Origin of the sequence: Micromonospora sp. NBRC 107095, from assembly GCF_030269705.1 — a bacterium.
Lineage (GTDB): Bacteria > Actinomycetota > Actinomycetes > Mycobacteriales > Micromonosporaceae > Micromonospora > Micromonospora parva.
The window spans coordinates 408,051-432,217 of sequence record NZ_BSTU01000001.1; the positions used below are offsets into that span (position 1 = coordinate 408,051).

Consider the following 24,167-nt stretch of genomic DNA (forward strand, 5'->3'; position numbering starts at 1 on the left):
CTTCGCCCCGGCTGATGTCCGCCCCCGCTCTGGTCCAGCGATGTTGATCTAAGCCCGGGACGCCGTCGGCGTGGGAAGGAACTTCTGCACGAGTTTGTCACCGATATAGCTTCATCACCGATATATTGAGGCCATGGCCACACCCACTCCACTGCGGGAACCCACCTTCCTGATCCTCACCGCCCTCGCGCGGGAATCCATGCACGGTTACGGCATCATCAGCGACGTCGCGGCCCTCTCCGGTGGGCGGTTGGCACTGCGGCCCGGCACCCTCTACGGCGCACTCGACCGCCTCACCGACGAAGGGCTGGTCGAGCGGGACCGCGAGGAGGTCGTCGAGGGACGGCTGCGCCGCTACTACCGGCTCACCGACGATGGCCGGTCGGTGCTCACCGCCGAGACCGAACGACTGCGCCGCAACGTCGAGGCCGCCACCCAACGGTTGGCTGTTCGACCTGCGGGCACCCGCGCCGCCGACGGCACCGCACGCGGCCCTCTCACCGTCCCCGGAACGGCCGCCCGCCCCATCCTTCGACCGACCGGAGGCCTGGCATGAACCAGCCCAACCCCGCCCCGGAACAGGCCGGGTCGCCGCTGGAGTCGCGCTACCGGCGACTGCTGTGGGCCTACCCGGGCGACTACCAGGCCGAGCGGGGCGACGAGATCGTCGGGACGTACCTCGACACCGTCGAACCGGGGCGGCGCTGGCCGTCCCCACACGACGCCCTCGACCTGCTCGGCGCCGGAATTCGGGAGCGACTACGGGGGTACGGCGCACTTGGGCTGGCGGACGCCCTCCCGCTGGCCGCGACCGCCGCGCTGAGCACCCTCGCCGCGGTCGCCGCGTTCTTCCTCCTGCAGGTCGAGTTCGAAGATCCCCGCTTCGCCGGGCTGGACCCGGTCGGCCCGTTCCAGACCCTCGGCGCCGTTATCTGGCTGGGCTGGCTGCTCGTCGGCCTCACCGCCACGGTGCTGCCCGGAGCCTGGACCCGAACCGCCGCAGCCTGCTGTCTCCTGCTGACCATCGTCGTGCCGCCCGTGGCCGCCCTCGCCGGACAACCCCGACCGCCGATGTTCGTGCTGATCCCCGCCGTCGCGCTCGGCCTGGCCACGCTCGCGCTACCCGCCCGTCCCGGCTGGGCCGCGCGTAGCCTGCCGCCGCTCACGGCTGGCGCTGTGGCGGCCGCGTCCGTGGCATTCAGCGCCGCCGAGAACGGCGGCAACATGTTCACGTCGTACGGCTCGACGCCCGAGTTGCTGGCGATGGCCGGGGGGTTGATGTTCGCGCTGGTCCTGCTCGTCGGGATCGGTCGCGCCCTGCGAGCCGACGATGCCGGCCTCTGGGCGGCCCTGCTGCTCGCCACCCCGGCCGGCCTGTTCGGCGCCGACCAGCTCAGCCAAGGGATCTGGGGCAGCCGGGGAGGCGGACCGGGGGCGGCGGCCTACGCCACCACAACCGGGACGATCCTTCTTGTCGGTACGGCGTTGCTGGTAGCGGCCATCGCCGGCCAGGCCGCACGCCACCAGACCGTACGTCGACAGGTGCTCGACAAGGCCTGCCCGACCTGCGGACACCGTTCGACGGCAACGACCGGGACCTGACGCCGTCGGATCGGCGCTGCGACGCTGGCCTCGCCCTTGATCGACTCGGGTTTCAGGAAGTCGGGGTGTTCTGCGCGCAGTGATGCCCCGACTTTCAGGAAGCCGAGTCGATCAAGAGCGTGGGGCGAGGGCCGTGCGCTGCGAGGGGCGCTGCGGGTGGGTGGTTGAGCTGCGGCTGGGCGGGTACGGGGTCGGGCATGCGGATCGTGGTGGTGGGGGCCAGTGGCAACGTCGGTACGGCGGTGCTGCGTCGGCTGCGCCGGGAGCGGGGCGTGGAGCTGGCCGGGGTCGTACGACGGTTGCCCGGCCCGGACGCCGGTGAGCCGTACGATCAGGTGGAGTGGCACTCCTGCGACATCGGCGCGCCGGGCGCGACCGGGCAGCTCGCCGAGGTGTTCGCGGGTGCGGACGCGGTGGTGCACCTGGCCTGGCAGATCCAGCCCAGCCACGACCAGCGGGTGCTGCGCCGGACCAACGTCGAGGGCAGCCGGGCGGTGATCAACGCGGTGGTCGGGGCGCGCGTGCCGGCCCTGGTGTACGCCTCGTCGGTCGGCACCTACGCGCCCGGCCCGAAGGACCACCCGATCAGTGAGCGGTGGCCGGCGACCGGCGTGCCCGGCTCGTCGTACAGCGAGCACAAGGCCGAGGTGGAGGCGCTGCTGGACGAGGTCGAGCGCGATCACCCGACGCTGCGGGTGGTGCGCCTGCGACCTGGGTTGATCTTCCAGCGGGCGGCCGGTGCGGAGATCACGCGTTACTTCCTCGGCCCGCTGGCGCCGGTGCGGCTGTTGCGCTTCGGCCGGATCCCGCTGGTGCCGACGAACCGTCGGTTGCGGATGCAGGCGGTGCACGCCGACGACGTGGCCGACGCGTACACCCGGGCGGTGTTGGGTGATGCGCGCGGCGCCTTCAACGTCGCCGCGGACCCGGTGCTCACTCCGGAGCTGGTGGCCCGGCACTTCCACGGTTGGACGGTGCCGGTCGCCGCGCCGGTGTTGCGGGCGGCGGCCGCGCTGACCTGGCGGGCGCGGCTGCAACCGGTCGACGCGGGCTGGGTGGAGCTGGGTCTGAACGCCCCGCTGATGTCCAGCGAGCGCGCGGAGACCGAGCTGGGTTGGCAGCCCAAGGTCAGTGCGCTGACGGCGCTCAGGGAACTCTTCGCCGGCATGGCCGACGGCGACCACACGGGGAGCCCACCGATGTCCGGCGCCCGGGACCTGCCCGGCCGCCCCGCCGCCCTCCTGCACGCCCGCCCCCCAGGCCAGGGAAACCCCTACTGACCCCAGCTCGGTGATCAGGAGGTTTCAGTCAACAAACGCCGCCCCGGTGACCAAAACCTCTCGATCACCGGTGCAGGCGCGGGGAAGCCGGGTTCGGGTCAGGAGAGCTTGGAGGCTGTCACCGTGGGGTTGCGGGCGCCCAGGAAGAAGATGCCGGGGAAGCCGCGGGTCTCGAACGTGGCGCTGGGGTTGCGGCGCAACGTCGAGTTTTCGATCCGCATCGTGCCGGTGCGGTTGTTGCTCACGAAGAAGACCGCGCCGCCGCCCTCGTTGGCCTTGTTGTTCTCGATGATGGTGCCGGCGATCCGTACGGTGAACTCGTTGCCGTCGCAGTAGATCGCGCCGCCGCTGCCGCCGCCGGGCGTCCCGGACTTCGCCGGGTTGGCGCCGTTGCCGATCGCCTCGTTGTTCCTCAGCAGACTGTTCAGCACCACCCACGACACGCCGATGCTGCTCAGCGCCCCTCCGTTGGAGCAGGAACCGCCGTCGAAGGTGCTGCCCACCACGTACACCGGCTTGTTCTCGTACTGGCTCAGCACCCGCACGGCCGCGCCACCCAGATCCGGGCCGGTACGGTCGCAGCGGTTGCGGACGAAGCGCGAGTTGACCACCTTCAGCCGCCCACCGCGTACGAAGATCGCCCCACCGCCGCCGCCCTCGGCCCTCTCGCCCGTGGAGTTGCCGTCGGCAAAGGTGAGGTTCTGCACGGTGAGCTGCGGGTGGTCCTGGTTCTGGCAGTGCGAGGTGGTGAAGCCCTGGGCCTGGTCGCAGGTGTTCATGTAGAGGATCCGGCGCTGCCCCTGGCCGCTCAACGTGACAGTGCCGCCGCCGTCCAGCACGACCTTCGGCCCGTTGGCGTTGCGGACCTTCGCGGTGGCGGTCATCTTGATGGTCACCGGGGCCGGTCCACAGTTGAACGTGATGACACCGCCGGCCGCCACCGCCTTCACCACCGCCGCCGAGGTGCAGCTCGCCGCGGTGCCGGTGCCGATGGTCCGGGTCGGCTTCGAGGTGTCCACCGCCCGGGCCTCGGCCGGCACGGTGGCCCTGCCGTTCGGGTTGCCGGCCGTGAGCACCTTGTTGGCGGGCTTCGGGCTCGCGCTGGCCCCGGGGCCACCGAGGCCGTCCCGGGCCTGCGGCGCCGCGCTCTGACCCCCGGTCGGCGACGCGGTCGGCGACACGGCCGAGCCGGCCTCGAAGGCGGGGGCCGGGTCGTCGGGCGCACAGCCGGGCAGGGTCGCGGTGGCGACACCGAGAACGAGGAGAGCGGCAAGCGACGTCATGCGCACCAGGTGATGCTAGGAGCCGCGACCGCGCCGTGACGAATCCGCCGAGCCGGTTTAATGCACTGCTAAGACGCCATCCCGAGCAGGGCTCAGAAGTCGGCGAAGAGGTACGGCACCCGGCGGGGGAACAGGCCGCGCAGCTCCACCGCGGCATCCCCCGGCACCTCACCCAGACCGCGTAACGGCAGCTCGGCCGGGTCCAGCACCCCGTACGCGAGGGCGGAGAGCCCGGCGGCGGTGAGCGTGGCGGTCGGCGCGCGGCCGGTGCTGTCGTCGACCAGCTCCAACGCGCCGGTGGTGCCGTCGAGCAGGTGGGTACCGGCCAGCCAGCGGTCCCCGGTCAGCTCGACCCGGACCCGGCCCGGGCCGGCGGGCAGCCCGCGCAACGCGTCAAGCGACAGCAGCCGGGCCATCGGCGCGGACGCGCCCGGTACGGCCGTACGGGCCTCGACGTGCACGTCCAGGTCGGTCAGCCACAGTTCGGGCAACTCGTCGGGCGGAACCTGGACGCTGACCCGTTCGATCTGGTCGACGTGCCGGGCGAAGAACTGCAGCAGCAGCGCCCGCGCGAGCGGATCGGTGACCAGCAGTTCGTTGCCGTGCATCGTGCCACCGTGCTCGTCGATCCGGTACGTCACCGCGCCGGTGACCTCCCCGGCCACCCGGGTGGTGAGCAGCCAGTACTCGTCACGGTCGCGCATTCCGACCGCCCGGTAGTCCGGGAAGATCGCGAAGCCGTGCCGTTCCCGGAGGTTGCGTTCGGTGAACGCCCGCCACGCCGGATAGCCGGCGGCGATGCGTTCCCAGCTCACCTCGCCGGGCAGGTCCACCCGGAGCAGCGGGCCCAGGTTGGCCGGGGCGAAGGTGACCCGGCGTGGCTTGGGCAGCCCGACGTAGCCGAACCGGGCGTAGAAGCTGGGCCGGAACGGATAGAGCGCGCTGAGCGGATGACCCTCGTCGCGCATCTCGTCGAGGAGCTGGTGCAGCAACGTCCGGACGTGGCCCTGCCGGCGGGCCAACGGATGGGTCGCCACCCCGGCGACCCCGGCCATCGGCAGCACCACCCCGCGCAGGTTCTGCCGCATCGGAATGGCCGAGACGGCGGCCAACGTGGTGCCGTCCTCCTCGGCGATGAGCGTCCGGTTGCCCTGGTTGTAGGGCAGGTAGTCACGGAACTCGGCCGTCCGGGCGGCACTCAGCGGCGAGGACTCGAAGGCGTACGCGGCCAGCGGGAAGCTGGTGGTGAGACGGTCGTCGTCGGTCACCCGGCGGATGGTCATTCGCCCATCTCAACCCGCCGCGCGGTTCGCAGCAACCGGATTGGCCCGATCCGCGCGACGGCCGGCGGTCAGCCGACCGGCAGGTGCCGTAGGTGCCGGCGGCGGCGCAGGCGGACGCTGGCCACCGCGGCCACGCCCAGGGCCAGCAGGGCGGTGACGACGAGCCCGTGCAGCAACCCCCGGGAGAGGTAGCCCTGGTCGGTGTTGTCGACAGTCCAGGTGGCGATCTCCCGACTCGACCAGAACGGCGTCAACTTGGCGCCGGACCCGGCCGGGTCGATCAGCATCTGCACCGTCACCACGGTGAGCAGCAGCAGCGTGCCCTCCAACTCGCGGGGCAGCAGCGCACCGATCAACATCCCGAACGGCGCGGCCACCGCGACGGAACAGAGCATCGCCGCCGCCAGGCCGCCGTACCGCAGGTCCGCGCCGTCGATCATCGGCAGCAGGAAGAACGGTACGGAGACGACCAGCCCCACCGTCCACAGGCCGAGCATCCGTCCGAGATAGAGGTGGTGTGGACGGTAGCCGGCCAGCCGCAGCCTCGGCTCCAGCTCGCGGGCCGCGGTGGTGGCGAACAGCGCGGCGGTGCTCACCGCCCAGCCCACGCCGAGCAGCAGCGAGCGAACCGACTGCCCGAGGTAGGCGTCCCGCCGGATCAGGTAGAAGGTCAACGGCATCAACAACAACAGCAGGAGTACGCCCCGACGCCGCAGCAGCTCCCGCAGTGTCATCTCGGCGACGGTGACGAGCCGGTTCACTGGCGACCTCCCTGAATGCCGGGCGCGTGCCACCCGGTCTCCCGTGCCGGGGTCAGGTCGAGCACGATGTCCACCCGGTCGAGTTGGTTGAGCAGGTGGGTCACCACGACGATGGCGGTGCCGGTGTCGCGCAACCTGCTGAGCTGGTCCCAGAAGTTGACGTACGTGCCCTGGTCGAAGCCCTGGTACGGCTCGTCGAGCAGCAGTACGTCGGGCGCGCTGAGCGTGGACATGGTCAGGTTGAGCTTCTGCCGGGTGCCGCCGGACAGGTGGCGGGCCTGCACGTCCCCGCCCGCCTCCCAACCGAGCTGACGGGCAGCCGCCCGACCGGCGCGGCGGGCCGGGCCACGGGCCACGCCCTGACCGGCGCCGATGAGCACGAAGTGTTCGTCGGCGAGCAGGAAGTCGGCGGTGCCGCCGGACTGCGGGCAGTAGCCGAGTCGACCGGAGACGGTGACCTCACCGGCGTCCGGTGACATCAGCCCGGCGCAGATCCGGAGGAAGGTGCTCTTGCCGCAGCCGTTCGCGCCGATCACGGCGGCGATCTGTCCGGCCCGGACGGTCAGTGTGGCGTCGCGCAGCACACTGCGCCGTCCGTACCTCTTGGTGATGCCGGCGGCGTGCAGCCGGACCGGCCCGGGGCGGGGTCCGGGCGCGGTGCCGATGCTCTCCACGACGGCGCCCGCGTACTGCTGGGGCGGGCCGAAGACGACCCAGGGGTCGCCGCCTCCCTCGCGCAGGTGTGTGGCGGCCTCGGCGACCACGTGGCGTGCGGCGTCCGCCGCGACCCGCCGCTGGTGCAGCTCGGCCGTGAGCGTACGCAGCCAATCGTCGGCGTTCACCGGGTGACCCCCTTCGTGACGATGTCGTTCACCGGCCGGACGAAGGTGAGCCAGGCGCTGCCGCCGGCGCGGAGCGCCGCGTACCCGTCGTCGGTGAGCCGGTAGTACTTGCGGGCCGGCCCGGCGCTGCCCTCCCGCCACTGCGCGGTCACCAGGCCGGTCTTCTGCAGGCGCAGCAGCACGGGATAGAGCGTGCCCCCCTGGATCGGCCCGACGCCCGCCGTGTCGAGCGCCTGGGCGAGCTGGTAGCCGTAGGACTCGCCTTCGGACAGCAGGGCCAGGACGCAGATGTCGAGCACCCCCCGCAGCCACTGCCCGCGCCGGTCGGAATCCACTCGATGGACAGTAGCGACGCAAGCTAGATGGCACAACCACCTACTGCCGCGGACGGCACCCGGACGGCCGGCCGGAGCCGGCCGCCGGAGCGAGCCGTACGGGTCAGCGGGTGACGACGTCCGAGACCACGACCGTGACGTTGTCCGGTGCGCCGGCATGGTGGGCCAGCTTCACCAACTGCTCACCGCACTGCTGACGGTCGGCGTACATGCCCAGGGCCGCCGCGATGGCCTCGTCCTCGACGTAGTCGGAGAGCCCGTCGCTGCACAGCAGCAGCCGGTCGCCGGGGACCACGGTGAGCACGCCGACAGCGGGCGGGGTGTCGGCGCCCTGCACGGCCCGGGTCACCAGGGACCGCTGTGGGTGGTGGCGGGCCTGCTCGGGCGAGAGGGTGCCCTGATCGACCAGCGCCTGCACGAACGTGTCGTCCCGGGTGAGCTGGGTCAGCTCCCCGTCGCGCAGCAGGTAACAGCGGGAGTCGCCCACCTGGGCCAGCACCAGCGTCTCCCCGGCCAGCAGCGCCGCGGTGAGCGTCGTCCCCATGCCGTCCCGGCTCGGGTCGACGGTGATCGCGGCGTGGATGCGCTGGTTGGCGGTGCTGACCACGGCACGCAGGGCGTCGGCGGCGCCGTCGGGGTCGGTCGGCGGAGCCAGTTCGTCCAGGATCCGGATCACGATCTCGCTCGCCACCTCGCCCGCAGGCAGCCCGCCCATGCCGTCGGCGACGGCGATCAGGCGGTCACCGGCGAGGGCGGAGTCCTCGTTGTTGGTGCGCACCAAGCCGATGTCGTTGAGGATGACCGAGCGGAGGATCAGCGTCATGGGGTCAAGCTTGCCAAGAACAACCCGCATTCGTCTCTACGCCTCCTACCTCGGTCGAGAAATGATTGCGATTTTCGTGGACGGCCCCGACGGTGCGTGACCGGTCGGCCGGCTCTCAGCGGCGTGGGTAGCGCAGGAGCAGGCTGGCGGCGACCTCCTCGTCACCCACCGCCGCGTAGCTGTGCGGCACGTCGGACACCCAGCGGAGGTGACCACCGGCCGGGGCGGTCAGCGGTGCGTCGGCCGGCCCGGCGCGCAGCACCCCGGCGAAGACGGTGACGTGCTCGGTGACCCCGGACGCGTGGGCGGGGGAGAGCTGGGTGACGCCGGGCGCGACCCGCATCCGGTACAGCTCGTAGGTCGCGTCGGTGTCGGTGAACACCTCCAGCAGGGTGGCGGTGACGGCGGAGCCGTGCACGGTGGGCTCGGCTGTTGGTTCGGCCAGCAGGGCGGTGAACGGTACGCCGAGCTGCGCGGTGACCGCCCAGAGCGTCTCCAGGGTGGGGTTGCGGGTGCCGTTCTCCAGGCCCGAGAGGGTGGCCTTTCCGACACCGGCGAGCCGGGCGAGTGTGGACAGTGAGATCCCCCGCTCCTCGCGCAGGGCACGGACCCGACGTCCGACGGCGGCGGGATCCACGTCGAGGCCCGGACGCGGGGCTGGTGGTGGGTGTGGCACCCGGCTATCGTGCTACACGCTGCCGTTCCGTAAACGGAACAGTCGGGAGGGGTGGGGTGGCGGGACCCGTACAACCGGTGCTGGCCGGGGTGGTGACCGCGCTGGTGGGCTTCGCCAGCTCGTTCACCGTCGTGCTGGCCGGGCTCCGAGCGGCTGGCGCGTCGGACGCGCAGGCCGCCTCCGGCCTGCTCGCGCTCTGCGTGGCGAGCGGCCTCGCCGCCGCCTGGCTGGGCTGGCGGTACCGGATACCGATGAGCGCCGCCTGGTCCACTCCGGGGGCGGCGCTGCTGGTCGCCACCGGAGCGCCGCCGGGCGGGTGGCGGGTGGCGGTGGGCGCCTTCCTCGTCTCCGGGGTGCTGATCGTCGCCGCCGGACTGTTCCCGCCACTCGGTCGGGCGGTGGCCGCCATCCCCAAGCCGGTGGCCGGCGCGATGCTCGCCGGGGTGCTGCTGCCGCTGTGCACAGCCCCGGTCCGCGCGCTTGTCGAGCTGCCGGTGGTGGCCGGGCCGGTCGTGGTCGCCTGGCTGGTGCTGCACCGGTTCGCCCGCCGCTGGGCGGTGCCCGGTGCGCTGGTGGTGGCGGTGGCGGCGATCGCGCTCACCGCACCGCCGGCCGGCCTGACCGGTGCCGCCCTGATCCCGTCGGTCACCCTGACCGCACCGGCCTGGAACGCTTCCGCCCTGATCGGGGTGGCCCTGCCGCTGTTCCTGGTCACCATGGCCGCGCAGAACGTACCCGGCATGGCGGTGCTGGTCGGCTACGGCTACCGGCCGCCGTTCGGCGCCGCGCTACGCACCACCGGCCTGGCCAGCCTGCTCGCCGCCCCGGCCGGCGGGCACGCGGTGAACCTCGCGGCCATCACCGCCGCGCTCGCCGCCGGCCCCGACGCGCACCCCGACCCGGAGCGCCGGTGGATCGCCTCGGTCACCGCCGGCGCCGGACTGGCAGTGCTGGGCCTGGGCGCGGGGGTGGCCACCACGCTTGTCGCTGTCGCCCCACCGATCCTCATCGAGGCGGTCGCCGGGCTGGCGCTGCTGGGCGCCCTCGCCACCGCGCTCGCCTCGGCGGTGACCGACCCGGCGACCCGCGAGGCCGCCGTGGTCACCTTCGTGGTGACCGCGTCCGGGGTGACGCTGATCGGCGTGGGCGGCGCGTTCTGGGGCCTGGTCGCGGGCTGCCTGATGCTGCTGCTCTTCCACCGCCGCCCATCCGCCCCGCCAGTCGGGGCCATCCCCGCCGGGCCGGGGCCGTCGGGTCACTCCTCGGACGGCAGGTCGGCCACCCCGACGGCCAGCAGGACCCGGCCGTCGGCCACCGATCCGATCCGGTCGGCCGGTACGTAGACCGCGCCGGTGCGGGTCAGCTCGGTCGAGACCTTCAGGTAGCCGCTGTGCAGCAGTCGCGCCGCCAGATCGGCTGGGACGTCCGGCTCCTCGACCGCGGTCGCCTCGATCAGCTCGTCCAGGCTGCTGCCCGGGTCGGCGGTCGGTGTCTGGACGGTTACCGCGTTCGGGTCACCCCGCTGGACAAGGTCCACGGTCCCGACCTCGGTGCCAGCTGAGTCGATCACCGGCATCCCGGTGGTGATCCGCGAGATGGTCGCCTGCTGCTCGTCCTGCTGATCCATCCCGCTGCGGTTCCCAGGGCGGTACGCCACTAAACGCCGCCGGGAGGCGATCGGCCCGAAGAGCGTGATGACTCTGAGGCATCAATATGCCTCAGAGTCATCACCGTCGAAAGCAATACCGCCTCCACAGGCCCGTGCAAGGTGGCGGGCGACGGGCGGCCACGCCAGCGGCACGCAGCCCATTCAGGTGTTCGGGAGGGTCCAGCCGCCGGGCGGGCGGGGAGACAGCTCGCGCCAGGTGTCCGGGCCGTCGAGCAGTGCCCGTACGGTGTCCTCGGCCTCGTCCGCACTGCCGTACTCGTAGAAGCGGGAGATGCCCTCGGCGCCGCCGGCGCGCTGCTCGACATGCCATCGGTCGGCGTCCACCCGCAGGAAGACGTCCCGCCGGGCCAGTCGCCCCCACTTCCCGTTCCACCAGTGCTTTCGCTGCTCCATGGCGGGACTCTATCGAACACACGTACGAGAAGGTGCGGCCCCTGCGGGAATCCCACAGGGGCCGATGTGCATCCGTTCGGCGTCAGCGCTGCGTCGGCGGCTCGGGACGGCGGCCCAGCACGTCGTCGAGCGCCCCGCGCTGCTGGCCGGGGGTGGTGTGACCGGCGGAGACCAGGGCGTCCCGGATCTCGGTGAGCAGCTTGACCTCCTCGCTCGGCGCCGAGGGCGGCGGCTCCTCGCCCCGCTTGCGCCGCTCGGCCAGCCGGTTCATCGGGTAGACGACCAGGAAGTAGAGCGCTGCTGCGGTCAGCAGGAAGGTGATGGCCGCGTTGACGAACGCCACCCAGTCGAATGGGATCTCCCGGAACTTGGGGGTCGATCCGCTGAGGCCGTTCTTGTTCCCGGTGATCAGCACGATCAGCACCCGGACCAGCGGTTCGAGGAATGACTTGGTGAGCTGGGTGACCACGCCCGTGAACGCGGCGCCGATGACGACACCGACCGCCAGGTCGACGACGTTGCCGCGCATGATGAAGTCTTTGAAACCCTTGAGCATCCGTACTCCCGAGGTGTCCGCTTTTCTGTCGGGCACAACCTATGCCCGTACGGCGGGTTCCAGAAAAGCGCCGGCTTCGAGCGCCGCCCGGCCGGGGTCGCCGGCCCGGATCGCCTCGACCAGTCGGGTGTGGTCGACGTAGCGCTCGGGGGTGAGCGCCCCACCCATGGCCTGGGCGACGGTGCTGCGCAGGGCGGTGCCCACCGAGGCGTACAGCTCGGCGAGCATGGCGTTGTGCGCGGCGGCGACCACCGCCGTGTGCAGCGCCGCGTCGGCCTCGACGAACGCGTCGACCTGGCCGCCGTGCCAGGCGGCCTCGCGCTGGGCGAGCGCCCCGTCGAGCGCCGCCAGGTCCTCGGGGGTACGCCTCAGCGCGGCGAGCCGGGCGGCCTCCACCTCGAAGGCGCGGCGTACCTCGACGACCTCGGTCATCCGGTCGTCGCCGAGCCGGCGGGCGACCACGGGTGCCAGTTCGTCGGTGGACACCACGTAGGTGCCGGAGCCCTGCCGGCATTCGAGCACCCCGGCGTGCACCAGGGCGCGGACCGCCTCGCGGACCGTGTTGCGCCCGACGCCCAGCGCGGCGACCAGTTGTGGCTCGGTGGGGATGCGCGCGCCGACGGGCCATTCGCCGCCGAGGATCCGGGCGCGCAGTTGCTCGGTGGTCTGCCGGACCCGATGGCCGCGCGGCGGGACGGGTGGCTGGTCGCGCGGCGGCGCGGAGGGGAATTCCACAGACGGTGGCACTGGTTACATCACCGGTCCCAAATTCATCCCATGATTGTAGGTTAGCGGTCATGACCCCGCCACCAACCGCCGCTCCGGCGCTGCCCGCCCCCGCCACCGCCGACCCCCGCCCGACGCGGGACCCCGGTGCCGGCCGGCGGACGCACCCGGCGACCGGTGGCGCGCTGGTGCTGGTCGGGATGCTGCTGGTGGCGCTCAACCTGCGGGCCGTGGTGACGAGCCTCGGCGCGCTGCTCGACGAGGTCCGCGACGGGCTGGGCCTCTCCGGCGCCACCGCCGGTCTGGTCACCACCCTGCCCACCATCGCGTTCGCCGGCCTCGGCGCGCTCACCCCGTGGCTGGTCCGCCGGGTGGCGCCGGCCCGGGTGCTGGTGGTCGCCATGCTCGCCCTCGCCGTCGGCCAGGTGCTCCGGGTCGCCACCGACTCGGCCTTGGTCTTCGTGCTCACCAGCGCACTGGCGCTGTCCGGCATCGCGGTCGCCAACATCCTGCTGCCGATGCTCGTCAAGCAGCACTTCCCGCACCGCACCGGCCTGGTCACCGGGGCGTACACGATGGCGTTGACGGTGGGCACCACGGTGGCCGCCGCCTCCGCGGTGCCGATCGCGCACGCCTTCGGGTCGTGGCGGGCCGGGCTCGGCGTCTGGGCCGTGATGGCCGCGGTGGCCGTACTCCCGTGGGTGCCGCTGGCGCTGCGGACCCGTGCCGCGGCGCGGAGGGCGACCCCGACGGCGGCCGTCGCCACACCCACCCGGGTCCGGCCGGCGCGGACCCGGCTCGGTTGGGCGATGGCCGTCTACTTCGGGGCACAGTCGCTCAGCGGGTACGCGATCATGGGCTGGCTGGCCCAACTGTTCCGCGACGCCGGTTACCAGCCGGAGTCGGCCGGGCTGCTGCTCGCCGGGGTGACCGCGCTCGGCGTGCCGATCGCGCTGCTGATGCCCACCCTGGCCGGCCGGCTGGGCAGCCTGCGTCCGCTGGTGCTGGGGCTGACCACCGCGTCGACGCTGGCCTACCTGGGGTTGGCGCTCGCACCGCACGGAGCCGCGCTGCTCTGGGTCGCCCTGCTGGCGATCGGTCAGGGCGCGTTCCCGATGATCCTCACCGCCATCGGCCTGCGCGCCCGAACCGCGGAGGGGACCGTCGCGCTCTCCGCGTTCGCGCAGAGCACCGGCTACGTGATCGCGGCCCTCGGCCCGCTGATGGTCGGCATCCTCTACGAGGCCACCGGTGGTTGGACCGCGCCGATCGGTTTCCTGCTGGGCGCCCTCGCCGTCCAGACGGCAGCGGGCATGGCGATCGCTCGTCCCCGTTACGTCGAGGACGAGTGACGAGCCGCAGCGGTCAGGAAGAGGCCGGCGTCGAGTCGCCGGCGACTGCCTCATCCACCGTCGGGTACGTGTGCAGCACCTCGACCAGGCCGCTCACCTCGAGGATGCGCAGCACACCCCGCTGCGGGGCGGCCAGCCGCACCACGCCGCCAGCCTCGTCGCAGCTGTTCTTGGCGCGGACGAAGACCGACAGACCGGTCGAGTCGCAGAACGAGACGTCCGCCAGGTCGAACACCAACCGGTTGCGGCCCTTGTCGAGCAGGTCGGTGATCTGGTCCTGCAGCTGCGGTGCGGTGGCCATGTCCAGCTCGCCAGCGACCGCCACGACGACCACGTCGCCGCGTTGTTCCGTGTGCACCGTCAACGACATTCGCCAGACCTCCTGTTATCGGGGGAACGGTATCCCACGACCATGGTCGGAGGTAGAACGGGAGCCGTGATCCGGTGGTCATCGTCATTCCGTTGCTACGCGGCAAGTAGTTGGTCGGGCCCCGGTGATAGAGTCCGCCCGGTCCAGGTCAAGGGGGTTCGAAATGGCGTTGAGCACCGAAGAAAGCGGTCGGCTCGCCGCCCTGCTGAGCGAGCAGGACGAACGGGTCACGACTCGGTGGACCGAGATCGTCACCAGTTCGCTGCGGGGCCGGCTGAGCCAGGCCGAGCTGCGCCGGCAGGTGCAGGACCTGCACCGTGCCATCGTCGCCAGCGGCGACCAGGGCAACGTCGACCTGTCCGCCGACAGTGCCGCCGAACTGCGCGCCGCACTCTCCGAGCTGTCCCGGGGTCGGGCCCGGCAGGGTTTCTCCGCCAGCGAGACCGCGATCAGCATCTTCGCGCTCAAGGACGTGCTGGCCGAGCTGGTGCAGGAGGCCGGCGGCCCGAACGCGCTCACGGACTACGTCGCCTTCGCGAAGCTTGTCGACGAGATGGGTCTGTTCACCTTCGAGAGCTTCGTCCGCACCCGGGAGAGCCTGATCGCCGACCAGGCCGAGCAGCTGCTCGAACTCTCCACGCCGGTGGTCAAGCTCTGGGAGGGCGTCGTCGCCGTGCCGCTGGTCGGCACCCTGGACTCGGCCCGCGCCCAGGTCGTCATGGAACGGCTGCTGCAGACCCTGGTCGACACCAGCTCGCCGTACGCGATCATCGACATCACCGGCGTGCCGGCGGTGGACACCCAGGTCGCCCAGCACATCCTGAAGACCGTGGTGGCCGCACGGCTGATGGGCGCCGACTGCATCATCTCCGGCATCCGCCCGCAGATCGCCCAGACCATCGTGGCGCTCGGCATCGAGTTCGGGGACATCGCCACGAAGGCGAGCCTCGCCGACGCGCTGCGCCACGTGCTGCGGCTCAACGGGGTGGAAACCACCCGCCGCCAGCCACGCAGGGACGCCTGATGGAAAGGGTGCCGATCCTCAAGATCGGGGACATCCTGCTGGTCTCCATCCAGCTCGACATGTCCGACCAGACGGCGGTCCAGCTTCAGGAGGACCTCGCCGAGCGGATCGTCGCCACCGGCTGCCACGGCGTCATCATCGACATCACCGCGCTGGACATCGTCGACTCCTTCGTCGGGCGGATGCTCTCCACCATCGCGTCGATCTCCAAGGTGCTCGACGCGGAGACGGTGGTGGTCGGGATGCGCCCCGCCGTCGCCATCACCCTCGTCGAACTGGGGCTGTCGCTGAACGGCATCCGTACCGCCCTGAACGTCGAGCGCGGCATGGAGCTGATCGCGGCGGCCCACGCCGAAGAGCTCGACCACCAGCTCGACGACGAACCGGACGCCGAGACGGCCACGCCGTGACCGCGGGCATCGACCTGGGCCAACCACAGGCGCAGTCGGTTCGCAGCGATGAGGACGTGGTGCGCGTCCGGCAACTGGTCCGCGCCGTGGCGGTGGCCAGCAAGCTGTCCCTCGTCGACCAGACCAAGCTGGTCACCGCGGCGAGCGAGCTGGCCCGCAACACCCTGGTGTACGGCGGCGGCGGTTCGGTCGAGGTGACGATCGTGGACAACGGCCGACGCAAGGGTGTGCAGATCGTGTTCGCCGACTCCGGGCCGGGCATCGCCGACCTCGACCTGGCCATGACCGACGGTTACACCAGCGGCGGCGGACTCGGCCTCGGGCTCAGTGGCTCGCGCCGCCTCGTCGACGAGTTCCAGATCGAGACGTCGGCGGAAACCGGCACGCGGATCACGGTCACCAAGTGGTCCAGGTGAACGCCGACGCGGTCACCGACAGTGGCATCTGGTTCCGGGTGGAGGCCAGTAGCGCGGCGAGCGCCGTCCGACGCGCCGCCGAGCGCCTCGGCGCGCAGGTGGAGATGGGTGCGGCGCGTATCGCCGACCTGGCCATCGTTGCGGCCGAGCTGACCAGCAACCTGGTCAAGCACGCCGACGAGGGTGTCCTGCTGCTGCGGCCGGTGCGCCGCGCCGGGCAGGCCGGGGTGGAGTTGGTGGCCATCGACTCGGGGCCCGGCATGGCCGACCTGACCGTCTCGTCGCGGGACGGGCACTCCACCACCGGCACGCTCGGCATCGGTCTGGGCGCCATCGTCCGGCAGGCCAGCTGGTTCGACGGATACTCGCTGTCCGGCCGGGGCACCGTCCTCGCCGTGCAGGTCTGGCCGGCCGAGGCGGCCCGACAGTCCTGGGCCGGTGCGCTCACCCGACCGCTGACCGGCGAGACGGTCAGCGGTGACGGCTACGCCGTCCGGGTCGCCGACGGGCGCCACCAGGTGCTGGTCAGCGACGGGCTGGGGCACGGCCCGCTGGCCGGTGCCGCCACCGAGGCAGCGCTGGCCGCGTTCCGCGACGCCCCCGCCGGCCCGCCGGCGGTGGTGGTCGGTCACCTGCACCGGAGCATGTCGCACACCCGCGGCGCGGCGCTCGCGGTCGCGGAACTGGTGCCGACAGCCGGTGTGCTGCACTACGCCGGCCTGGGCAACATCGCCGGCGTGATCGTCGAGGGTGGCGGCCAGCGCCGGGGGCTGGTGTCGCTGCCCGGCATCGCCGGCCATCAACGACCGGCCATCCGGGAGTACGACTACCCGTTCGGCCCCGGTGCCCGGCTGGTGATGCACAGCGACGGGGTGGTCGACCGGTGGCGGATGTCCGACTACCCGGGCCTGGCGGAGAGATCCCCGCTGGTCATGGCGGCCACCCTGCTACGGGACGCCGGGGTGCGCCGCGACGACGCCTGCGTACTGGTAGCGAGGTCGTGGGCATGACCGGGGAGTCGGCCGCGCCGCCGCTGCTCCAGATGGCGCTGCGGGTCGAACAGGACATCTTCGTGATCCGCCAGCGGGGCCGCGAGGTGGCCATGGTGGTCGGCCTGGAACACCAGGACCAGGTCCGGGTCGCCACCGCGCTGAGCGAGGTCGCCCGGGACCTGCTGCGGACGACAGCGGGAGCGGACGTCTCCTTCCACGTCGACGCGGGCGCCGACGGCCGGTTCCACCTGCGCGCCGACCTGGCCCCGGTGTCCCCGTTGCCGGACGGCCGCTACCAACCGCAGTCCGGTGCGGTGTCCCGACTGGTTGACACACTGAGCGTGTCGACCGTCGAGGGGGTTACGGTCGTGAGGATGTCCCGACGAGTCCCGGCCAGCGCGCCGACGCCGACCCCGGAGCGGCTCGCCGAGTTCCGCGCCGAACTCGGCCGTACCGCGCCGGCCAGCGCGCTGGACGAGCTCACCACCCAGAATGGTCAGCTCATCGCCGCACTCGACGAGGTGCGCAGTCAGCGCGACGAGTTGGCAGTGCTGAACGAGGAACTGGCCGAGACCAACCGTGGCGTGCTGGCCCTCTACAACCAGCTCACCGAGGAGCTGGAGGAGACCAATCGCGGCGTCGTCGCCCTCTACGCCGAGCTGGACGAGAAGTCGGCCCAGCTCCGCGCGGCGAGTGAGTCGAAGAGCCGGTTCCTGGCCAACGTGAGCCACGAACTGCGTGCGCCGGTTACCGCGATCATCGGCCTGGGGCGGCTGCTCACCGACTCCGCCTCCGACCCGCTCACCGACGAGCAGGGCCGCCAGGTCGAGCTGATCCGCTCGTCGGCGGCGGACCTGCTCAACCTGGTCAACGAACTCCTCGACCTGGCCAAGGCGGAATCCGGTCGGATCGAGCCGGACGTGACCGAGGTCGACCTGCGCCCGGTCTTCGGTCAACTGCGCGGCACCCTGCGCGCCGTGGCCACCCGTCCGGAGGTGGAGTTGGTGGTGGAGGAGCCGAGCGGGCCGGCAGTGCTGCGCACCGACGAGGTGCTGCTCGGCCAGGTGCTGCGCAACCTCCTGCACAACGGGTTGAAGTTCACCGAGCGCGGCGAGGTGCGGCTGCGGGCCAGCCAACACGGCGACCGCTGGCAGTTCGAGGTCACCGACACCGGGCCGGGCATCGCTCCCGAGCTGCACGACCGGATCTTCGAGGAGTTCTACCAGGTGCCCGGAGCCACCCGGGTCGGCGGCACCGGCCTCGGCCTGCCGTACGCCCGGCGGCTGGTGACGCTGCTGGGCGGGACGCTGGAGCTGACCAGCGCGCCGGGTGAAGGCAGCACGTTCACCGTCTCCCTGCCCACCGGCGGGGCGTGACGACATGGACGGCGTGCCGACAACCGTCCTGGTGGTCGACGACAGTCGTACCAAGCGCTACCTGCTGGTCAGCTGGCTGACCCGGGCCGGGTTCACGGTGCTGGAGGCCGAGAACGGCGCCGAGGCGTTGGCTCGGGTCGAGGTGGACCGGGTCGACCTGGTGGTTCTCGACGTCCGGTTGCCCGACCTGAGCGGCTACGAGGTCTGCGAACAGATCAAGGCGCGGCACCCGGCGATGCCCGTGATCCACGTGTCGGCGCACGCCGTGGACGTGGCCGACCGCGCGCAGGGGCTGACCCGGGGCGCGGACGCGTACCTGACCGAGCCGATCGAGCCGGAGGAGCTGATCGCCACCACCCGGGCGGTGCTGCGCTACTACCAGGCCCGGCAGCGGGCCGAACTGCTCGCCGAACGGTTGCTCGGGTTGGCCGACACGACCGTCGCTGTGCACGCCGCGCCGACCTTCGCGCGCCTGCTGGAGGCTGCCGCCGAGGGCGCCGCCCAGATCTTCAAGAGCCCGGCGGCGGTGATCGCCGAGACCTTCGACGGTGACTGCATCGCGGGCGTCTGCGCCGGGCCCGGCGCGGCGGCCGCCGTGGTGCCGTGGGTCGTCGACGACACCGGGGTGCCGACCGGCGCCACGGTCCGGGTGGAGGCCCCCGAGAACTGGGGGCTTGTCGACTGGCCGGCGGACGACACGGTGACCGTCGCCGCCGCCAAGCTCCGCGAGGACCGGGCCCCGCTGTACGTGGTGGTCCCGACCGGCACCCAGACCGCGCGGACCCCGGTGCTGGTGCAGTTGGCTCAGGCGGTGGCGGCGGCCGTGGAGGCGCAGCGCTCGTTCGACGAGGAGCACCGGATCGCCGTCACCCTCCAACGCAGCCTGCTCCCGCGTGGGCTGCCCACCGTGGCCGGGTTGGACCTCGCGGTGCGCTACGAGCCGGCCAGCGCGCAGACCGAGGTGGGTGGCGACTTCTACGAGCTGGTGATGCTCGACGGGCACCTGCTGCTGGCGATCGGGGACGTCGCCGGCCACTCGCTGCACGCGGCGACGGTCATGGCCGAGCTGCGGCACGCGGTGCGGGCGTACGCGGTCGAGGGCCACCAGCCCGGCGAGATCCTGCACCGGGTCAACGAGCTGATGCGGACACTGCTGCCGAACGAGCTGGCGACGCTCTGCGTACTGCTGCTGCACCCGCCGACCGGGCGGGTCCGGCTGGCCAGCGCCGGGCACCTTCCGCCGCTGCTGGTCATGGACGGCAAGGTCGAGTTCGTGCAGCATTCGGCGCCGTTGCTCGGCGTTCGCGCCCCCCGCCCGGCCGACCTGGAGTTCGTGGTGCCGGCCGGGGCCACGCTGGTGTTCTACACCGACGGGCTGATCGAACGACGGGACGCCACCATCGACGAGGGGCTGGCCGCGCTGGCCGGGGTCGCCGCGACCGTCGACGGTGACCTGGACCAGTTCTGCGCTCGACTGCTGGTGGAACTGGCCCCGCCGGAGATCCAGGACGACGTCGCCGTGGTCGTTCTGCGTCGCCGCTGATGTCCGGTTTCCTCAGCGCACCGAGCGGGCGTACGCGGCGGGGGACACCCCGGCCACTGCGGTGAAGTCGCGGACCAGGTGGGCCTGGTCGCTGTAGCCGAGGTCGGCGGCGAGGTCGGCCCAGCTCAGCTGAGCGCTGGCGGCCCGTTCGACGGCCTCCTGGAGCCGGTAGCGGCGGATCACCCACTTCGGCCCGACCCCCACGTACTCCAGGAAGAGCCGTTGCAACCGGCGGACCGGAACGTCGTGCCGGGCGGCGAGGTCGTCGACGCGCAGCACGGTCCGGTCGGTGCGGATCGCCTCGGCCAGCCGGACGGCCTCGTCGGCCATCGGGTCCGGCTCGGGCTGCCAGTCGGTGAGGAGGGTGTCCAGTGCCCGGCAGCGTTCATCGTCGTTGGCTGTGCGGGTGCCTGGCCCCGAGAGCGTGAACATCGAAAAATCCGGGTGGGTCAGCCGGCCGGCGGGCAGCGGCACCCTACGGCCGGTCAGCTCACTGATCGGGCGACGCCAGAACGGGTGGAACCCGCCGGGACGGAACTGCACCCCGGACACCCGGCCGCTGCCGCTGAGCGTGATCCGGAACAGGTCGCGGCCCACTCCGGCCACCTCGCCGGCCTCAGGCTGGTGTCCGTCGCCGCGCCTGTGGCGGTCACCGTGGTCGTGGTCGTGGTCGCCGTCGTCACTGCGGAACACCACGTTCACCGCCGGGTGTGGCACGATCCGCTGCTCGAACGGTGTGCTCAACGACCAGTCGATCAACCAGTAGTGCTCGACCCACTGGCGCAGCGACTCCGTCGGCAGGTGCCGCCGGAAGCGCACCTCGCGCAGCATCCGTCCCGGGTTGAGGATTCCCCGGCTGTCGGCCCGCGGTCGCTGTCGCATTTGTTCAAGACCACCCTCATACGCTGGCCCTATGTCCACTCAGACTAGCGATCTGCTGGCCGCTGCCGCGCCGGGAACCATCGGCGTGGTACGCGGCATCACCGACGATCAGCTCGACCTGCCCACGCCCTGCCAGGACTATCTGGTCCGTGATCTGCTCAACCACCTCTTCCAGGTGGTGGTCAACTTTCAGGACCTGGCCGAGAAGCGACAGGTGGAGTGGGTCGAGAAGCCCGACCACCTGGGCGACGGCTGGCGGGACCGCTTCGAGGTCGAGACCGGCCGACTGATTGGCGCATGGTCGGAGCCATCCACAGTGGAGGGTGTGTCACCGGGCATGGGCATGCCGCAGGCCGTCGTCGGCGGCATGGCGCTGCTGGACCTGACCGTGCACGGCTGGGACCTCGCTGTCGCCACCGGCCAGCCGTACCACCCGGCCCCGGAGGTGGTGGCCGAGCTGCACGCGCTGGTGGAGCAGTTGGGCCCCACCGCCCGCAAGATGGGGGTCTTCGCCGACCCGGTCCTGCCCGTCACCCCCGCCGGGACACCCACCTCCGACCTGGCCCACCTCCTGACCCAGACCGGCCGAACTCCCACCTGGCCCCAAACCCCCTAACCCCACCCCGCTCCCCTGCGTTGATCATGAAGTTATTGCCGTCCGCCTCGGCGTGTCCGGGCAATAACTTCATGATCAACGGGCTGGGTCCACCCGGAGAGGGGGTGGGTGGGGGTGGGGGGGTGGGGTTGTTGACTTGGGTATTCGCTGGGTGAATAGTGGGCGGGGTGTCGACGCCACATGTCCTGCTCGGGTTGCTCGCTGGGGGCAGTCGGCACGGGTATGAGCTGAAGCGTGCGCACGACGAGCGGCTGCCGCGCGCCCGGCCGCTGGCCTTCGGGCAGGTCTACGCCACTCTCGGCCGGCTGGAACGCGACGGGCTGGTGGCCGCCGCCGGGCAGGACCGCGTGGCCGGGCCGGATCGCACCGCGTACGCGTTGACCGACCAGGGGCGGGACACGCTGGACCAGTGGCTGTCCACAGTCGAACCGCCGATGCCGTACGTGGCCAGCACGCTCTTCGCCAAGGTCGTGGTGGCGCTGCTGGTCGCCGACGTCGACCGGGCCAGGTCCTACCTGGTCGCCCAGCGGGCCGCGCACACCGCACGGCTGCGGGAACTGACAGTGGTCAAGACCGACCCGACCGCCACCCTCAGCGATGTGATCGCGGCCGATTTCGCGATCGCCCACCTCGACGCGGATCTGGGGTGGTTGCACGCCACCCTGGGCCGGGTCGCCGACTGGCACCGGGAGGTGCATCCGTGACGCAACTCCAGGCTCGCGGCGTGGTTCGGGCGTACGGTCCGACGCCCGCGCTGCGCGGCGTGACGCTCGACGTGGCCGAGGGCGAGATCGTCGCCGTAACCGGGCCGAGTGGCTGCGGCAAGTCGACCCTGCTGCACTGCCTGGCGGGGATCCTCCGACCGGACGCCGGTGAGGTCAGCTGGCGCGGGCACCGCATCGACACCTGGTCGGAGGCGGCCCGGTCCCGGTTACGGCGTACCGAGTTCGGGGTGCTGTTCCAGTTCGGCCAGCTGGTGGCCGAACTGACCGCGGTGGAGAACGTCTCCCTGCCGCTGCTTCTCGCCGGCACGGGGCGGCGAGAGGCACGGACGGCGGCGCTCACCTGGCTGGAACGGTTCGGGGTGGCCGAGGTGGCCGACGTCCGGCCGGGGGAGATGTCCGGCGGTCAGCAACAGCGGTGCGCCACGGCGCGGGCGTTGGTGACCGAGCCGCGGGTGCTCTTCGCCGACGAGCCGACCGGAGCGCTGGACACGCTCACCGGTGAACAGGTCCTCACCCAACTGGTCCGGCTCGCCCGTGAGCAGCACACCTCCGTCGTGCTGGTCACCCACGAGCCGCGGATCGCCGCGTACGCCGATCGGGAGATCGTGCTGCGCGACGGCCTGGTGGACCACACCGGCCTGGGGCTCGACGTGCCGCTGGCCGGCGGCGCGCGGTGAGACCGGCGACGCTGGTCCGGCTCGCGCTCGCCGGCACCCGCACCGACACCGCCCGGGTGGTGCTCACGGCGCTCAGTGCCCTGCTGGCGACACTGGCCGGGCTCGCGGCGCTCACCGTGTTGGCCATCCCCACGCCCACCGCGACGGAGGAGAACCCGAACAGGTGGTCGGAGCAGTACCACAACGCGCTGCTGGTCGAGCCCGGGTTGCGCGGCGGCACGGCGTTCGCGCTGCTGATGCTGATGCTCCCGGTGCTGGCGCTGGCCGGTCAGTGCGCCCGGCTCGGCGCGCCGGCGCGGGACCGCCGGTTGGCCGCGCTCCGGTTGGCCGGCGCCACTCCCGGGCAGGTCACCCGGTTGGTGGTGCTGGAGACCGGCGTGGCCGCTCTGCTCGGCACGCTCGTCGGGCTGGGTGTCTACCTGGTGGGCCGCGATCTTCTGCACCGCCCGGACGCGCGAGGTCAACTGGCCCTGCCCACTGACGTGTTGCCGTCATCCGGCGCGCTGGTCGGCGTGGTGCTCGGTCTGCCGGTCGTCGCGGCGCTGGCCACCACGGTGATGCTGCGTACGGTGACCACCAGCCCGCTCGGGGTGAGCCGTAGGGCGGCGCGCGAGCGCGGCCCGCGGCCGTGGGCCGGTTTCCTGATCGGGCTCGGCGTGGTGTCGTTCGCGGCGGTCCAGCCGGTGGAGGAACGGTTCGACGACAACGAGGGGGTACTGACCTGGCTGGTGCCGCTGCTGATCGCGGTGGGTGGGTTCGCGGCGATGATCGGGGTGGTGATCGGCACCGGCTGGATCTCGTACCAGTGCGGGCGGTTGTTGCGTCGGCATGCCCGCACGGCACCGGCCCTGCTCGCGGCGGGCCGGTTGATGGCCGACCCGTGGGCGGGCAGCCGCACGTTCGCGGCGCTGCTGACCGCGGTGATCTTCGGTGCCGGCGCGGCCGCGCTGCGCTCCTACTTCGTCACCCAGGACCAGCTCGACCGGCAGCAGAGCCAGCTCGCCGGGGCGGACGGCGGCGCCGACCCGTTCTACCTGTCCACGATGGACCTTGTCGACGCCGCCGTCGCGGTGGCCATCCTGATCGCGGCGGGCGGGTTGATCGTCGCGCTCGTCGAGGGGATCGTGGCCCGCCGACGCGCGTACGCGGCTCTGGTCGCCACCGGGGTGCCGCGCGGCGCGCTGAGCCGTTCGGTGGCCTGGCAGGCGCTGACCCCGGCGGTGCCGGCCATCCTGCTCGCGCTCACCGTGGGCACGCTGCTCGGCCGGGGGCTCTTCCCGAAAGCGGTGCGGGGCGAATCGTCGACGCAGGTCTGCACCGCCACGGCGGAGCTCTGCGCCGACCCGGCCACCCGCGAACGGTACCTCGCGGTCATCGGGACCCCCGACATCGAGCGGGTTCCCGCCGTACCCCTGGAGCACCTGGCCTGGCTCGGTGCCGGCGCGCTGGGCGCGGTGCTGGTGACGGTCGGTGTCGGTCTGCTCTTCCTGCGCACCAGCACGGCGTTGGACGAGCTGCGGACGGCCTGAGTCGATGTAACACCGCTGGTGGCGGC

28 protein-coding genes are annotated in these 24,167 nt (G+C 72.2%); 15 read left to right on the top strand and 13 right to left on the bottom strand.

The genetic code is table 11. The features are described from left to right. Window positions 1-133: 133 nt before the first annotated feature. The 3 genes from QSK15_RS01975 (at window position 134) to QSK15_RS01985 (ending at window position 2,882) form a co-directional block, all read left to right on the top strand. Window positions 134-556: a PadR family transcriptional regulator gene (locus tag QSK15_RS01975; protein WP_285792620.1), complete on the top strand. Its 423-nt coding sequence runs from the start codon at window positions 134-136 to the stop codon at window positions 554-556. Then, window positions 553-1,602 carry a GlsB/YeaQ/YmgE family stress response membrane protein gene (locus QSK15_RS01980; RefSeq protein ID WP_285792621.1) on the top strand — a complete coding sequence of 350 codons (1,050 nt, stop codon included), beginning with the start codon at window positions 553-555 and terminating at the stop codon, window positions 1,600-1,602. The genes QSK15_RS01975 and QSK15_RS01980 overlap by 4 nt, the downstream gene beginning before the upstream one ends. A gap of 197 nt (window positions 1,603-1,799) precedes the next feature. Then, window positions 1,800-2,882 carry an NAD-dependent epimerase/dehydratase family protein gene (locus QSK15_RS01985; RefSeq protein ID WP_285792622.1) on the top strand — a complete coding sequence of 361 codons (1,083 nt, stop codon included), beginning with the start codon at window positions 1,800-1,802 and terminating at the stop codon, window positions 2,880-2,882. A 98-nt stretch (window positions 2,883-2,980) separates the two neighbouring features. Here the strand turns inward: QSK15_RS01985 and QSK15_RS01990 are convergent, their stop codons facing one another. The 7 genes from QSK15_RS01990 to QSK15_RS02020 form a co-directional block, all read right to left on the bottom strand. Further along, window positions 2,981-4,165 (bottom strand): hypothetical protein, encoded by a 1,185-nt coding sequence (locus QSK15_RS01990; protein ID WP_285794302.1) that lies wholly within the window; start codon window positions 4,163-4,165, stop codon window positions 2,981-2,983. A 92-nt stretch (window positions 4,166-4,257) separates the two neighbouring features. Beyond that, window positions 4,258-5,433, bottom strand: coding sequence for a GNAT family N-acetyltransferase (locus tag QSK15_RS01995; protein ID WP_285792623.1), 1,176 nt, complete (start codon window positions 5,431-5,433; stop codon window positions 4,258-4,260). A gap of 83 nt (window positions 5,434-5,516) precedes the next feature. Then, complete coding sequence (locus QSK15_RS02000; protein WP_285792624.1) at window positions 5,517-6,209, bottom strand: hypothetical protein; 693 nt, start codon at window positions 6,207-6,209, stop codon at window positions 5,517-5,519. Beyond that, on the bottom strand, window positions 6,206-7,051 hold the full coding sequence (locus QSK15_RS02005; protein ID WP_285792625.1) for an ABC transporter ATP-binding protein: 846 nt from the start codon (window positions 7,049-7,051) through the stop codon (window positions 6,206-6,208). The genes QSK15_RS02000 and QSK15_RS02005 overlap by 4 nt, the downstream gene beginning before the upstream one ends. Further along, entirely contained in the window at window positions 7,048-7,386 is a 339-nt protein-coding gene (locus tag QSK15_RS02010) for a PadR family transcriptional regulator (RefSeq protein WP_285792626.1), read from the bottom strand. The genes QSK15_RS02005 and QSK15_RS02010 overlap by 4 nt, the downstream gene beginning before the upstream one ends. 103 nt (window positions 7,387-7,489) lie before the next feature. Then, window positions 7,490-8,209: a PP2C family protein-serine/threonine phosphatase gene (locus QSK15_RS02015; protein ID WP_030332349.1), complete on the bottom strand. Its 720-nt coding sequence runs from the start codon at window positions 8,207-8,209 to the stop codon at window positions 7,490-7,492. A gap of 115 nt (window positions 8,210-8,324) precedes the next feature. After that, a complete protein-coding gene (locus QSK15_RS02020) occupies window positions 8,325-8,885 on the bottom strand; it encodes a helix-turn-helix domain-containing protein (RefSeq protein WP_285792627.1) in 561 nt (186 codons plus the stop codon). 56 nt (window positions 8,886-8,941) lie between these two features. On the opposite strand from QSK15_RS02020, the gene QSK15_RS02025 reads away from it, so the two are divergent. Continuing rightward, window positions 8,942-10,228 carry a benzoate/H(+) symporter BenE family transporter gene (locus tag QSK15_RS02025; RefSeq protein WP_285792628.1) on the top strand — a complete coding sequence of 429 codons (1,287 nt, stop codon included), beginning with the start codon at window positions 8,942-8,944 and terminating at the stop codon, window positions 10,226-10,228. Here QSK15_RS02025 and QSK15_RS02030 read toward each other — a convergent pair. The 4 genes from QSK15_RS02030 to QSK15_RS02045 form a co-directional block, all read right to left on the bottom strand. After that, entirely contained in the window at window positions 10,141-10,512 is a 372-nt protein-coding gene (locus tag QSK15_RS02030; RefSeq protein WP_285792629.1) for a hypothetical protein, read from the bottom strand. The two genes, QSK15_RS02025 and QSK15_RS02030, sit on opposite strands and share 88 nt — an antisense overlap. Window positions 10,513-10,695: 183 nt before the next feature. After that, window positions 10,696-10,947 (bottom strand): hypothetical protein, encoded by a 252-nt coding sequence (locus tag QSK15_RS02035; protein WP_030332357.1) that lies wholly within the window; start codon window positions 10,945-10,947, stop codon window positions 10,696-10,698. 82 nt (window positions 10,948-11,029) lie between these two features. Next, window positions 11,030-11,503, bottom strand: coding sequence for a large conductance mechanosensitive channel protein MscL (mscL, locus tag QSK15_RS02040; RefSeq protein WP_285792630.1), 474 nt, complete (start codon window positions 11,501-11,503; stop codon window positions 11,030-11,032). A gap of 39 nt (window positions 11,504-11,542) precedes the next feature. Further along, entirely contained in the window at window positions 11,543-12,250 is a 708-nt protein-coding gene (locus QSK15_RS02045) for a FadR/GntR family transcriptional regulator (protein ID WP_377620163.1), read from the bottom strand. Window positions 12,251-12,300: 50 nt separating this feature from the next. On the opposite strand from QSK15_RS02045, the gene QSK15_RS02050 reads away from it, so the two are divergent. Continuing rightward, window positions 12,301-13,581 carry an MFS transporter gene (locus QSK15_RS02050; protein ID WP_285792632.1) on the top strand — a complete coding sequence of 427 codons (1,281 nt, stop codon included), beginning with the start codon at window positions 12,301-12,303 and terminating at the stop codon, window positions 13,579-13,581. 13 nt (window positions 13,582-13,594) lie between these two features. Here QSK15_RS02050 and QSK15_RS02055 read toward each other — a convergent pair whose 3' ends face one another. Further along, a complete protein-coding gene (locus QSK15_RS02055) occupies window positions 13,595-13,951 on the bottom strand; it encodes an STAS domain-containing protein (protein WP_285792633.1) in 357 nt (118 codons plus the stop codon). A 163-nt stretch (window positions 13,952-14,114) separates the two neighbouring features. On the opposite strand from QSK15_RS02055, the gene QSK15_RS02060 reads away from it, so the two are divergent. The 6 genes from QSK15_RS02060 to QSK15_RS02085 are packed head-to-tail and all read left to right on the top strand — an operon-like array spanning window position 14,115 to window position 19,712. After that, window positions 14,115-14,975 carry an STAS domain-containing protein gene (locus QSK15_RS02060; protein WP_285792634.1) on the top strand — a complete coding sequence of 287 codons (861 nt, stop codon included), beginning with the start codon at window positions 14,115-14,117 and terminating at the stop codon, window positions 14,973-14,975. Then, on the top strand, window positions 14,975-15,385 hold the full coding sequence (locus tag QSK15_RS02065; RefSeq protein ID WP_279514668.1) for an STAS domain-containing protein: 411 nt from the start codon (window positions 14,975-14,977) through the stop codon (window positions 15,383-15,385). Before QSK15_RS02060 ends, QSK15_RS02065 begins: the two co-directional genes overlap by 1 nt. After that, the gene (locus QSK15_RS02070) at window positions 15,382-15,801 is read left to right on the top strand and encodes an anti-sigma regulatory factor (RefSeq protein WP_285792635.1); all 420 of its coding nucleotides are present in this window, start codon (window positions 15,382-15,384) and stop codon (window positions 15,799-15,801) included. The genes QSK15_RS02065 and QSK15_RS02070 overlap by 4 nt, the downstream gene beginning before the upstream one ends. Beyond that, on the top strand, window positions 15,798-16,811 hold the full coding sequence (locus tag QSK15_RS02075) for a SpoIIE family protein phosphatase (protein WP_285794303.1): 1,014 nt from the start codon (window positions 15,798-15,800) through the stop codon (window positions 16,809-16,811). Before QSK15_RS02070 ends, QSK15_RS02075 begins: the two co-directional genes overlap by 4 nt. Then, complete coding sequence (locus QSK15_RS02080; protein ID WP_285792636.1) at window positions 16,808-18,169, top strand: sensor histidine kinase; 1,362 nt, start codon at window positions 16,808-16,810, stop codon at window positions 18,167-18,169. The genes QSK15_RS02075 and QSK15_RS02080 overlap by 4 nt, the downstream gene beginning before the upstream one ends. 4 nt (window positions 18,170-18,173) lie before the next feature. Further along, complete coding sequence (locus QSK15_RS02085; RefSeq protein WP_285792637.1) at window positions 18,174-19,712, top strand: SpoIIE family protein phosphatase; 1,539 nt, start codon at window positions 18,174-18,176, stop codon at window positions 19,710-19,712. 12 nt (window positions 19,713-19,724) lie between these two features. Here the strand turns inward: QSK15_RS02085 and QSK15_RS02090 are convergent, their stop codons facing one another. After that, window positions 19,725-20,594: a helix-turn-helix domain-containing protein gene (locus QSK15_RS02090; protein WP_285792638.1), complete on the bottom strand. Its 870-nt coding sequence runs from the start codon at window positions 20,592-20,594 to the stop codon at window positions 19,725-19,727. A gap of 31 nt (window positions 20,595-20,625) precedes the next feature. Between QSK15_RS02090 and QSK15_RS02095 the strand changes: the two genes are divergently transcribed. The 4 genes from QSK15_RS02095 (at window position 20,626) to QSK15_RS02110 (ending at window position 24,141) form a co-directional block, all read left to right on the top strand. Beyond that, window positions 20,626-21,210 carry a TIGR03086 family metal-binding protein gene (locus QSK15_RS02095; RefSeq protein ID WP_285792639.1) on the top strand — a complete coding sequence of 195 codons (585 nt, stop codon included), beginning with the start codon at window positions 20,626-20,628 and terminating at the stop codon, window positions 21,208-21,210. Window positions 21,211-21,377: 167 nt separating this feature from the next. Then, window positions 21,378-21,914: a PadR family transcriptional regulator gene (locus QSK15_RS02100; RefSeq protein WP_030333995.1), complete on the top strand. Its 537-nt coding sequence runs from the start codon at window positions 21,378-21,380 to the stop codon at window positions 21,912-21,914. Beyond that, entirely contained in the window at window positions 21,911-22,612 is a 702-nt protein-coding gene (locus tag QSK15_RS02105; protein ID WP_285792640.1) for an ABC transporter ATP-binding protein, read from the top strand. Before QSK15_RS02100 ends, QSK15_RS02105 begins: the two co-directional genes overlap by 4 nt. Next, complete coding sequence (locus QSK15_RS02110; RefSeq protein WP_285792641.1) at window positions 22,609-24,141, top strand: FtsX-like permease family protein; 1,533 nt, start codon at window positions 22,609-22,611, stop codon at window positions 24,139-24,141. Before QSK15_RS02105 ends, QSK15_RS02110 begins: the two co-directional genes overlap by 4 nt. Window positions 24,142-24,167 lie beyond the last annotated feature (26 nt).